The sequence below is a fragment of the Brachyspira aalborgi genome, from assembly GCF_008016455.1.
Lineage (GTDB): Bacteria > Spirochaetota > Brachyspiria > Brachyspirales > Brachyspiraceae > Brachyspira > Brachyspira aalborgi.
Genome location: NZ_SAXU01000001.1, coordinates 838427 through 850707 on the forward strand (window position 1 = coordinate 838427; position 12281 = coordinate 850707).

General features: G+C 26.9%; 15 protein-coding genes. 4 read left to right on the forward strand and 11 right to left on the reverse strand.

The window, feature by feature from the left end; translation table 11 throughout:
• Positions 1–12: 12 nt before the first annotated feature.
• The 11 genes from EPJ79_RS03755 to EPJ79_RS03805 all read right to left on the reverse strand — a co-directional run bounded on the left by EPJ79_RS03755 (position 13) and on the right by EPJ79_RS03805 (position 8376).
• The gene (locus tag EPJ79_RS03755) at positions 13–936 is read right to left on the reverse strand and encodes an ABC transporter substrate-binding protein (RefSeq protein ID WP_147738494.1); all 924 of its coding nucleotides are present in this window, start codon (positions 934–936) and stop codon (positions 13–15) included.
• A 20-nt stretch (positions 937–956) separates the two neighbouring features.
• Complete coding sequence (locus EPJ79_RS03760; RefSeq protein WP_147738495.1) at positions 957–2906, reverse strand: TonB-dependent receptor plug domain-containing protein; 1950 nt, start codon at positions 2904–2906, stop codon at positions 957–959.
• Between the two features lie 10 nt (positions 2907–2916).
• Complete coding sequence (locus tag EPJ79_RS03765; RefSeq protein WP_147738496.1) at positions 2917–3471, reverse strand: hypothetical protein; 555 nt, start codon at positions 3469–3471, stop codon at positions 2917–2919.
• Positions 3472–3483: 12 nt separating this feature from the next.
• Positions 3484–4023, reverse strand: a complete 540-nt coding sequence (locus tag EPJ79_RS03770; RefSeq protein WP_147738498.1) for a hypothetical protein — start codon at positions 4021–4023, stop codon at positions 3484–3486.
• 33 nt (positions 4024–4056) lie between these two features.
• On the reverse strand, positions 4057–4503 hold the full coding sequence (locus tag EPJ79_RS03775) for a hypothetical protein (RefSeq protein ID WP_147738499.1): 447 nt from the start codon (positions 4501–4503) through the stop codon (positions 4057–4059).
• 226 nt (positions 4504–4729) lie between these two features.
• Entirely contained in the window at positions 4730–5311 is a 582-nt protein-coding gene (ruvA, locus tag EPJ79_RS03780) for a Holliday junction branch migration protein RuvA (RefSeq protein WP_021958182.1), read from the reverse strand.
• Between the two features lie 3 nt (positions 5312–5314).
• Positions 5315–5524, reverse strand: a complete 210-nt coding sequence (locus EPJ79_RS03785; RefSeq protein ID WP_021958183.1) for a heavy-metal-associated domain-containing protein — start codon at positions 5522–5524, stop codon at positions 5315–5317.
• A 249-nt stretch (positions 5525–5773) separates the two neighbouring features.
• The gene (locus tag EPJ79_RS03790) at positions 5774–6400 is read right to left on the reverse strand and encodes a D-sedoheptulose-7-phosphate isomerase (protein ID WP_147525845.1); all 627 of its coding nucleotides are present in this window, start codon (positions 6398–6400) and stop codon (positions 5774–5776) included.
• Between the two features lie 84 nt (positions 6401–6484).
• The gene (locus EPJ79_RS03795) at positions 6485–7165 is read right to left on the reverse strand and encodes an HAD family hydrolase (RefSeq protein ID WP_147738500.1); all 681 of its coding nucleotides are present in this window, start codon (positions 7163–7165) and stop codon (positions 6485–6487) included.
• 4 nt (positions 7166–7169) lie between these two features.
• On the reverse strand, positions 7170–7721 hold the full coding sequence (gene def, locus EPJ79_RS03800) for a peptide deformylase (protein ID WP_021958796.1): 552 nt from the start codon (positions 7719–7721) through the stop codon (positions 7170–7172).
• A 151-nt stretch (positions 7722–7872) separates the two neighbouring features.
• Entirely contained in the window at positions 7873–8376 is a 504-nt protein-coding gene (locus tag EPJ79_RS03805) for a hypothetical protein (protein ID WP_147735899.1), read from the reverse strand.
• A 320-nt stretch (positions 8377–8696) separates the two neighbouring features.
• Here EPJ79_RS03805 and gatC point away from each other — a divergent pair, with 320 nt between their 5' ends.
• The 4 genes from gatC (at position 8697) to EPJ79_RS03825 (ending at position 12224) form a co-directional block, all read left to right on the forward strand.
• Positions 8697–9026, forward strand: coding sequence for an Asp-tRNA(Asn)/Glu-tRNA(Gln) amidotransferase subunit GatC (gene gatC / locus EPJ79_RS03810; protein WP_147738501.1), 330 nt, complete (start codon positions 8697–8699; stop codon positions 9024–9026).
• Between the two features lie 14 nt (positions 9027–9040).
• A complete protein-coding gene (gene lepB, locus EPJ79_RS03815) occupies positions 9041–9721 on the forward strand; it encodes a signal peptidase I (protein ID WP_147738503.1) in 681 nt (226 codons plus the stop codon).
• Between the two features lie 76 nt (positions 9722–9797).
• On the forward strand, positions 9798–11039 hold the full coding sequence (locus EPJ79_RS03820; protein ID WP_244289062.1) for an MFS transporter: 1242 nt from the start codon (positions 9798–9800) through the stop codon (positions 11037–11039).
• A gap of 210 nt (positions 11040–11249) precedes the next feature.
• A complete protein-coding gene (locus EPJ79_RS03825) occupies positions 11250–12224 on the forward strand; it encodes an acetylxylan esterase (protein ID WP_242003145.1) in 975 nt (324 codons plus the stop codon).
• Positions 12225–12281: the final 57 nt, after the last annotated feature.

A 12281-nucleotide genomic window follows, 5' to 3' on the forward strand; every position in this document is an offset into this window, starting at 1 on the left:
ATTACGCGTATATTATTTATCAATATCTTTAAACTCTTTCGGATAAGTCGATTTTGCCATTGAAAATAAAGCTTGTATAACATTATGATTTGGCAACAAACTTGAGTTTATAAAATATACTTCTTTATTTTTAATAGCTTTTATATTCTGCCAAGATTTACGATTAAGAATTTCATTTATTGGATTATCTATATAATCTACGCTTGTAAAAATAATATCGGGATTTGCAGATAAAACGCTCTCTTCTGAAACCGCTATCCAAGAATTTTTATCTTCAAAAATATTTTTAGCTCCAATAATATTTATCATATCGTCCAAATAAACATTGCATCCGAAAGTATATAAATTCGGCATAGCTCCTATTTCAAAATAAACCGATTTTTTATTAGTTATTTTATCGCCAATAGATTTTATTTTTTCAATATTTATTTGCATTTTAGATATAACTTTTTTAGAAGCGTCTTTTAATTTTAAAACTTCTCCTAAAAAATAAATATCTTCTTCTATTGCGGTTAAAGTATCGCTATTTGGAATAACGGCAACCGACAAACCAAGATTTTTTATAGCGTCTACAGAATTTTTAGCGGAAAAAACGCTAAATGTATTTACAAATATAATATCGGGTTTAAGAGATATAATTTTTTCAACATCGGGATTCATCATATCGAAAATTTGCATACTTGAAGTAGATATATTATTTTTTTCTAAAATTTCTTTTGAATAAGAATCTACCGAAATTATTTTATCTTCTTCTTCAATTTCAATTAAAATTTCCGTAATCGAAGGAGAAAGGCAAATTATTTTTTCAATCTTTTTTGGAATAATTATATCGTTTCCCGCTCTATCTTTTATTTTAGAAATTGAATTATTTTTATTATTATAATTACAAGAAATTATTATTAAAAAAATAATTAAAAATATTTTAAAATTTTTCATTGTTATATCCTTATAAAAAATTAAAAATTATAACCTAATTCTATCTCCCAAGTAAACGGTTTTGCAACCGAATAAGTCGATAAAATAGGAGTTTTATTAAAAATATTCTTAAAATGCGTAGAGATTATCAAATGCTTAAACCATATCGAATAAAAAGAAATATTGAAATCATGAAAATCGTCAGAGTATTTAATAGGTTTATAATCCGTTATCGGTCTTTTCATTGAATAAATATAATAAATATTTAACGATAAAGAAGTTAAAATATTATTTTCAGAAATAAAATCATAACCTAATAAAACCGAAATCACATCTTCGGGCATTCCTATTTTTGGAAGTTTATTCTCGCTCATATATGCAAGTTGATAGGAATAACCGACTTTAGCCTTTATTTTATTATAAGTTAAAAATGGAATCTCATAACCTATATTTGCATTAACTATATGCGATTTTGCAATATCTACATTTTCTGGTTTTAATCCATACCAAATTATTTTATTACTGTAAACTGTGTAAGAATAAGAGCCTTCAATTTTTAAGTTGGTTATCGGTTCTAATGTTAATTTTGTAAGTATTTGATTATAATCTTCGGCTTTCAAATTAATATTTCCAAAATCGCCATAATATAAATCGTTAAATGTCGGAGCGGTATAATCATGAGAATAAGAAAAATATAAACTGTAGCCCTTGTAAAAATTCAAATTAAAAGCGCCGCTATAAGCTAAATAATTTCTATTTTTATAACCGTTTAAGTAATCAAGTTGATATTCGTATTTAATAAATGGAAGCAAAGTAAAAATTGGAGTATCTTCATCCCAATAACCAAAAGAAATTTGAGGTTCGTATTTTATAGAAATAGAATGCCTTTTAGGACTTGTCGGATAATTTGTCAAAATAGCGTTTTTCTCTTCGGTTAAAATATCAAATCTATATTCGGGAGTTATTTTATTAAACATTGTTATTAAATTAGGCAAAAATTCATCCATTCTATTTAATGAAAAATTAAGCGAAACTGCATGCGATTTATAATCGGATTCAAATTTACCATTAGAATGAAAAGGTCTATCTACAAAAGAATCGTATAAATAAGACAAATTTATATCATAATTAAGAATATCGGAAAAACCATTATATGATAACGAAGATACTAAAGTAGTAAAATTAAACCAAGAATCCGTTGCGGTTATAGGCGGAATATTATATTGAGCTGCGGAACTATTAAAAGAAATATTAACGAAAGCTCTTATATAATCTTTATTAGGAAGCAAATACTTATAATCTGTAGAAAAATTCATAATAAGTTGACGATTATCATGCAAATAGCCTTTTATTCTATCTCCCCATTGATTAATAAAATCATAATAATAATTTGCATCCGAATAATAAGAATCGGCGGTAAAAGTAAAGACATGTTTATTATCAAAATTCCTTGAAAATAAAATTGAAGGACGAATTGTATTATAAGAACCGTAAGAAAGAGAAATTAAAAGTATATCATTTAAAGGCGTTTTTGTCGTTATATAAATAGAATTGCCTATAATTTCTATACTTTCAATTAAATTCGCGGGTATTCTTCTTAAATCGACTCCTGCATCCGCATTGCCTTTTGCAGTATTCATTAAAACGCCGTTAATATATATTTTTATGTTATCGGCATTAGCTCCCGCAGGGTCAACGGTTTCATTTCCCATATAATTGCCTTTATTTACAAAACCAGGTTGATTTGCTAAAACTTCCCCTGCATTTTTAAAGCCCATTCTGTCTATATCTTCCGAAGTTATAATATTGTTATTCACTTTAATAGGTTCTTTAGGTTTGCCTTCGTTAGTAGTAATATTAGTTAAAGAGGAATTTGTAATTTCAACTCTCGAAGTTACCCAAATACCGCCAATTAATTCTTTAATTAAATAAGATTGAGAATATAAATTAATATTAAATATAAATAATAATATTAGAATTAAATATTTCATAATAAAACTTTTAATAATTTGTTAATTTTCCCAAAGGGTCAACAGGAGATGTATAATGCGTCCATTCTGTAGAATTATCGGGTTTTATATTCTCATTACTACCGCCTCCATAATAACCTCTTTCTTGTCCATCGGATTGAATATATATTAACATCCAATTATTAGGCATTCCTTTAGTATAATAATTATAATAAACACCCATTAAATATAAAGTATCATTATTAGAGCATATAGTAGCGCCATAGCATTTAGCTCTCGGATACTTTCCTTGCTTATATGAGGCTTCCCAATAATCGCCCGTTCCATCTTCAAAATACCATCCAAAATAACTATTGTAGGTCGGGTTTAATACTTTTTTACCGCCAATATAATTTTTCCATGCATTCGTCATCTCTGAAGGTTTTATTTCTTTTTCTATAGTACCCATTCTAACTTTATAAGTTTTATCTGCCTCCGTAATAATTACTTTACCTTTTTCATTATCATTCTTTGGCGGATTCATAGGATTTCCGCATGATATAATTAATACCGAAATTAATAATAAAATTAAATTTTTAGTTTTCATTATAATACTACTTTAAATATTAACTTTTAAATATCCAAATAAAAAATCATATTTAACCCAATCGGTATTTTTATCGGGTAAAATATTTATATCTTCTCCGCCGCCATACCAAGCATGCTCTTCGCCTTTGTCGTTTATAATAATTAAGCGATATCTTATTCGCATTCCAATGCCTGTTTTATTATCCCAATATACGGCGGATAAATAAGCTTTATTTTCAAATTTATAAACATAGCATTTTTTAAATTTTGTCCTTGTTCTTCCGTTTTCAATATAGTCGGAATTGGCATCAAAGCGTCCGATTATATAAGTTGGAGTTAAAGACGAAGAAGAATAAACCTCTTTATTTGAAGTAATTTCTTTCCATAAATTTGTAAGCGTATTATTATCATTTACATCAACATGAGAACTTTTTAAACCGTAATTAACGAGTCTAATTCCTTCGGTTATAATTTCTAATTTATTATCTTTTTTATTATCGTAATTTGCAATCGGATTACCGCAAGATATTAAAGAAATTAATATTATAATAAACGATAATGATTTTTTCATTTTTTACAAACCTAAATTAATAAATCAAATATTTTATTTAACCTTTTTACAACTTGAATAAGTGCCATAATAACCGTTATTTATAGTAAATTCGGTTATGGCTTCTACTAAAGAATCCGCTGACATTTTCCCGTCTTTAAACGCTCCAGAAATCGATATACTAGTATCTGTTAAATCCTTAAATGAAACAGCGTAATATTTTCCAACCACACTCGGACTATAAGTATTTTCAGTATATCTTCCGTAAATAATTCCAGATGCATCTGAACTCCAAATTATGCTTTTTACCTTCATTTTATAAGAACCGCTTGAAGTAAATGTTATTCCATCGTATATATAAGTTTCGCCACTATATTTTGGGTTTTTCCAAGTTCCTAAAAGTCGATTATACGGATTTTTATTGCAGGATATTATAGCTATAAATAAAAATACTAATAATAGCGAATATGTATGAATTTTGCCGAATTTTTTTGTTTTCATTTTTAACTCCTTAATTTAAGATAAAGGAGCGGCTCTAATCAAGCGCGCTCGACTCGATTATTATTTAAGGTATTCCGACTTTGCCGATTTATAAATAATCGAACTTTACGGTTGCGTGCCAGCGTGGGATTTTCACCCTCATTCCCCTTTTTAATCTTTTATATTATAATATACTGTTAATAGAATTGCAATAGTTTAAAAATAATTTTTTTATAATTATATTAAATTATATAGAACTCAAATTTCTTAAAGCCAAACTTATTAAATCTTCAACGCTCATATTTTCTTTATTTTCTATTTTCGATAAAGATTTAATAGCTTCATTATTTGAAAAACCTAAAGAAATTAAAGCCTTTATAACATCGCTTTCATTATCGTTAGGTTTAGAAGAAGAAATATCGATATTAATATTAATTTTATCTATTTTATCTCTAATTTCAAATAATAATTTTTCCGCTTTTTTTAATCCCATTCCTGGAACTTTTTTAAGCATTGAAATATCTTTATTAAATAAAATATGCATTATCTCGTTTATAGAATAAGTTGAAAGAATTTCCATAGCAAGTTTAGCGCCGACTCCCGAAGTTGAAGTTAAAGTTGAGAACATTGTTTTTTCTTCACGCGTTGCAAATCCGTAAAGAGTCATAGAATCTTCTTTATGTATAAGTTGAGTATATAATCTTATATTATCATTATTTTGAGCATTCAATTTTTTTGAAACATTGACTTCATACCCTACTCCATTGCATAAAACGGCTATAAGATTTTCCGATATTATTTGAACTTTACCTTCTATAAAAGCGAACATTTATTATATTGAAGCCTCGTATTCCAATTCTTTAATTGTTTCTATCATTTTATCCGCGTTTACTTTTAACTCGTCATATTCCACTTCGGCTAATTCTTTTTCTAAACTTACATTAACTTTATTTATTCCGTCAATTTCGCTTAAACTTTCCATAACCGCATTTACGCAATTTTGACAACCCATGCCTTTTATTTTTATTATTATATTTTTCATTTTATTTCTCCTTGTTATAATTTTCTAACAAAATAAAATTATATATTATATTTTAAATTAGACAATATTTTTGTTTTTGCTTTATCTTTAAGTTATTACAAATTCTATTAAAGTATTAAAAATATTTTATAGTTTAATAATATTATTAACTTTAATAATTTCTTTTAGTATGATTAAAATTAAATCTAATATTATAAAAATTCTTAAAATAAAAATATTAGATAATTTAAATAATTTTTAAAATAGTTTTTATCTATCTTCTTTAAAAAAATGCTCTTCAACTTTTATGCATAATTCATGATATATCGCTTCATGATATTCTTGAGCTATATGAGTTTCTTTTGCAGGCGCTTTTATTTGAATATCCGCTATTTCGGACAATTTGCCTCCATTTTCATTTGTGAAAGATATAATTTTTATTCCCATAGCTTTTGCAAGTTTAACTGCATATAAAATATTTTTAGCGTTTCCCGAAGTGCTTATTGCAATAAAAATATCGCCTTTATCTCCAAAACCTAATAATTGTTGAGCAAAAACCAAATAAGGCTCTCTGTCGTTTAAGTATGCGCTTGAAAGTCCAATATGCGAAGTTAAGGCAACCGCTTTTAATGGCGCTTCCAAATTGTCGGCTATATATTCTCCGTCTTCAATTTTTAATAATTCCTTTCTTAAATCTTCTTTAATCGGACGCTTTTTCAAAAAACTTTTTAATAATTCGCCCGCTATATGTTCGCTATCGCAAGCGCTTCCGCCATTTCCCGCTATTAAAACTTTTCCGCCTTTCTCATAACATTTTATAATCTCTTCTATTGCAAGTTCTATATTTTTTTTAATCGGTTCTAATTTTGGCAATCTTTTTATTAAATTTTCTATCATAAATTAAATATCCTTAAATAAAATTTTCTTAAATTATTATAACAAATATTATAACAAAAAATAAATATAATGACAAATAAGAATTTAATTATTTATTACAAAATCGTAAACTTCGTAAAAAGAATTTATATAATAATCGTTTTTCAAATTCAAAAGAATATTTTTATCGGTTATTCCATACAACGCAAGCAAAACTTTTAATTTGGAATTTTTAGCAAAATCATAATCGGGAATTCCATCTCCAATCATAATAGTTTTATCTTCAATTAAATTATAATCTTTTTTCAAATTATTCCAAATATTAATGTCGGGCTTTCTATAAGGATAAACTCCATCTCCAATAATCGCCTTAAAATAATTAAATATATTTAGTTTTTTTGCAGTATTAATCGCAATATTATTCGGCTTATTCGTTATAATAAACATATCAATATTTAATTCAAAAAGTTTTTTTAGAGTATCTTCCACTCCTTCGTATAAATTAGTTTCGTCAATGCAATGTTCAAAATAATATTCCATATAAAAATTATACATTTTCTCTTCAACGATTTCTAAATATTTTTTATCATATTTGTAAGAAAAGAAATTTAAAGTTCTTTTTATAAGCGCTTTCGCTCCGTTTCCTACATATTTGCGGATATTGTCTATAGGAATTTCAGGAAAATTAATATATTCCAAAGATTTATTAATCGATTTATAAATATCGGGAATAGAATCAATTAAAGTGCCGTCCAAATCGAAAATAATATTTTTTATTTTTTGCATAATATTAAACGCTATAAAAATGTTTCGGGCTGTTTCTCAATTCTTTCAATTCTCTTTTTAATCTTCTCTTTTGATAGGATTCTAATCTGTCAATAAAAGTTATTCCGTTAGTATGGTCAATTTCATGCTGTAAAACTTTTGCCACATAATCGTTAGCTTCAAGTATTTTCTCTTCTCCGTTTGTATCGATATATTTAACTTTAATGTTTTTATATCTTGCAACTTCGTCTCTTATTTCGGGAAAAGATAAACAACCTTCTTCAAGAATTTCTTTATCGTTAGAATGCCAAATTATTTCGGGATTAATTAAAGCCAATTTGAAATCGGGTTTTTTAGATTTTTTATCGTCTTCTTCGTTATCGAAATCGGGAACGGATATAACGATTAACTTTTTTAATATTCCAATTTGAACCGCCGCAAGCCCTACTCCGTTTGCCTTATACATAGTTTCAAACATATCTTCGATTAAATCTAAAATTTCATCGTCAACTTTTTCTATATATAAAGATTTTTGCTGTAATCTTTCATCTCCGTATATAATTAAATCTCTAATCATTATTTTTTTTCCTAATAAAATTAATGTAAATATAATATTAAATTTTTTATTTATAGTCAAGTCTATTAATTCGTTATATTTAGTAAAAGGTTGATTAAAAATAAAAAAGCCCGCTCAAGTTAATGAGCAGGCTAATTATTTTCTAACTCGTTTATTTATTTGTAGCTTGTAATGAATATCTTATAGGCAAGAGATAATTATTAAATTTAACATCAATATAGCCGTCTTCATAGAATACTACATCCGCATATTGACAAGCTCCTCCATTTCTTTCTTTTCCTGATTCTATAAGTAATTTATAATTAGCTCCTTTACAAGCAGGACCGGCTCCTTGATAGAATTTAAAACCGTCTTCAAATTCAATATAAGCTTGTTTATCATCTCTTCCTACTCTAGCCGTAAATACAAGAACTCCGCTTATGCCCTGATATCCGCCGCTTTCATAATAATAACCTAAAAACTGTTTTAAGTCTCCGTTAGGGTCAATTTTTACTTTTGGTCCTTCGGGTTGAATTGGCTCTTCTGGAGGCGTTATTTCTTCGCCAACATCTACAGTAGCGTTAACACCCGTAGGTTTCTTTTTACAAGCTACCGCTACCATTACTACCATTATAGCTATTGCTATAACCTTAAATAAATATTTTTGTTTACTCATAAAATACTCCTTGTAAGGCTCAAAGCCTTTACATTATTTATACTCTCTGTATATAAGATAATAAATTTTTTTAAATAGTCAAGAACTTTTTTTAAATTTTTTCTAATTTTTTTAATATTTACATAATATTTTTTAATTTTTCATAATGTTTTTCAATGATTTTTATAAAGAATATAGATTTAAATCAAAAAAAATTATTTTCATTAATATTTATTTATAAGTTAGAAAGAATAATATAAATATTAAAAATAAATAATTGAAATAAATTAAAAAAACCTATATAATCATTTAATAATTTCAGAAAAAGGAAATTTTTAATTATGAAAACAGACAGAGAAGAATTAGAAGCGCTTTTATATCAAACAAGATTAAGAATAGAAGAAAATCAAAAAGAAGAAATGTTAAGCAGATTAAATAAAGATTTGGAATTTATTGAAGATTTATTTGAGGTTAATGTTGAAAATATTCCGCCTCTTTATCATGTAATCGATTTGCCCGAATATTTAAGAGAAGATGAAGCAGGAGAAACTTTAGACAATCAAACTATAATGAATCTTTGCAGAAGCGGAGAATACGGTTATATAGTCGTTCCTGCAGTTCCAGCGGCTTTAGAAAATAGCGAGCATCAGGCAAAAAAGATTTCTAAATAAAAATCGTTAAAATAATGAAAGAAAAAACAAATTTTTTTATATTCAAAATAGCGGTTTTATGGAAAATTTTTGTAAGACTTATTTTAGGATTTATAATCGCTTTTTTTATTTTTGGAATAATTACTATATTTGTAAGATTCGATAAAATGAAAAGTTCCGCCATGTCAAATTCTACAAAAAATTCTATAGAAAAAAACGAAACTGTTATAACTTCAAAATTAAGATATGCGATTGCAATAAAACCTTTCGTATCTTCTCTAACAGGAAAAACAATTATATTTTCAAGACCTAAACGAGGAGATATAATATTTATGACAGACCCAAGAAGTTCGAGAGAAAATTTTATAAAAAGATTTTTTTCTTATGTTATTTATTTTGCAACTTTTGGAAATGTCAATATTTCTAAAAAAAGATATTTGATAAAAAGAGTTATCGGGCTTCCAAATGAAACTATAGAAATAAGAGAAAAAAAAGTTTATATCAACGGAAGTTTTTTAGAAGAATCTTGGGCTAATATAAATAACGATTTGCGATTTTTAAATTCTGAAGTTTCGGGAAGAGATAATTTTGGACCTTATATTATCGGCTATAACGAATATTTTGTTCTTTCGGATAACAGAGATTACGGATACGACAGCAGAGATTTTGGAAGCGTCAATTTTTCTTTTATAAACGGAAAAGTAATTAATCGTTAATATTTGAATTTCTATATTTTCTATAATATAATTTTTGCGAATTTTATTTTTTTATTTTTAATTTGGAGTTTTTAAAATGCGATTTAATATAAAATTTAATTATACTCATACTTTATATGCAAGTTATCTTTGTTATATAAATCAAGCTATGGTTAATATATTTCCAACTTTGATTTTTATAGCTTTTCAAAAACAATTTGGCATTTCGATTGAAAGAATAGCTTTTTTAATTTCTTTTAATTTTATAATTCAAGTTATTGTAGATTTTTTATCCGCTAAATTTGTAGATAAAATAGGATATAGAATTCCAATCGTATTTGCAAATATTATAATAGCTTTTGGATTTATATTATTAGGAATTTTGCCTTTTTATGTAAATCCTTTTACGGCAATATTGATATGTTATTTTCTAAATGCAATCGGCGGCGGATTGACTGAAGTTTTGGTAAGTCCTATAGTGGAAGCGCTTCCAGAAAAACAAAAAGTAAAAGCTATGAATATACTTCATTCTTTTTACTGTTGGGGTTGGATGTTTATAGTAATTTTATCGACTATATATTTTAAAATATTTGGAATAGAAAATTGGAGATATTTATCTATATTTTGGGCTATATTTCCGATAATTTGTTCGATTTTATTTCTAAAAGTTCCAATAAATACTTTAAAATCGGAAGGCAATGAAAATAATTCAATTTCAATTAGAAAATTATTATCCGTTCGTATAGTTTTGGCTTTTGTATTATTAATGATTTGCTCGGGCGCTTCGGAACATGCGGTAGCTCAATGGGTTTCTTTTTTTTCCGAAGTCGGTTTAAATGTAAATAAAACTGTCGGCGATTTATTAGGAGCTTGTATGTTTGCTTTTTGCATGGGAATAGTTAGATTAATTTACGGAATGAAATCGGAAAATATAGATATAAATAAAGCTTTAACAGTTTCGTCAATATTTTGTATGTTTGGTTATTTAATAATAGCATTTAGTCCGCTCGCTTTTTTATCTTTAATAGGTTGCACTATAGTCGGGCTTTCAGTCGGCATAATGTGGCCTTCGGTATTTAGTTTGGCTTCAAAATCTTACCCAAAAGGCGGAACGGCTATGTTTGCGGTTTTAGCTTTAGCGGGCGATGTTGGATGCTCAATAGGACCTGGAATTGTAGGAATAATTTCAAATAATAAAACTATAATAAATAAATTTTCTTATATAATTTCAAATAATGATATTATTCAAATAGGATTAAAAGCGGGAATATTTTTTGCAATAATTTTTCCAATATTGATATTTATAATTTTGTTTATATTAAGAAGAAGTGAAAAGTAAATTTATTTTTAAAAGAAAGTCAAAACTTCAAGTTATTTTTTATATTTTTATATATAGAAAAACTACGCCAAATGTGGACAGCGTCAAAATAGATTTAATTATTATTATAAATTATTAATAAATAAAAACTAAATTTTAATATTGACAAAGAAAATTAAATTATATATTCTTACAATTATAACAAAACTTTTATAAATTAAGGATTTAATTATGTTATTTGATTTAAGTTTAGACAAGTTGAAAGAATATAAAGGCAGCTCAAAAGAGCCAAAAGATTTCGATTCTTTTTGGAAAAGAACTCTAAAAGAAAATTCTCATAACGCTGACGCTAAATACAAATTAAAGAATGATTATTATTTAAAATTATTCGATGTATGGGAAGTTAATTTTGCTGGTTTCGGCGGGCATCGTATATACGGTTGGTATATAGCGCCTAAAAATGCCAAAGGACGATTAACTTGCGTTATGTATTATCCTGGCTATGGCGGAGGAAGAGATTTTCCTTTTAAGTATTTATTGTATCCATCAGCTGGTTATTCTACTTTTGTTATGGAAGCGAGAGGACAAGGAACTGAAGGAGCAAACGGCGGAAGCGTGACTTATGACCCTGTAGGTTCTGGACCGCATTCCGATGGTTTTATGACAAAAGGAATATTAAATAAAGACGAATATTATTACAGAAGAGTATTTATTGATTCTCTTAAAGCTATTGAAGCCGCTAAACAACATGAACTAACGGATAAAATAGTTATAAGCGGAGCGAGTCAAGGAGGCGGAATGTCTCTTGCAGCTACAGCTTTATCGGGATTTGCAAATATAAAAGTTGAAGCTTCTTTAATCGATGTTCCATTTTTATGCGATTATAGAAGAGCTGCTACGATTGTAGACACATATCCATATCATCAAATTGCAAGATATTGTTTATCCGATAGAAGTAAAGAGAATCAAGTATTTGAAACATTAACATATTTTGACGGAGTATTTTTTGCAAAAAGATGCAAAGTTAAAGCTTTATTTTCAACCGCTTTAATGGATATGATATGTCCGCCTTCTACAGTATTTGCCGCTTATAATAATTATGCTGGAAAAAAAGATATCGTAGTATATACTTTCAACGGACATGAAGGAGGCGATAACGAACATAATCAGAAAAAGTTAGCTTTTTTGAATAAGAATAAAATTTAATAATTGTTTATAATACTATTGACAAAAAATTAAATAATGTTATAATTAATATCAATT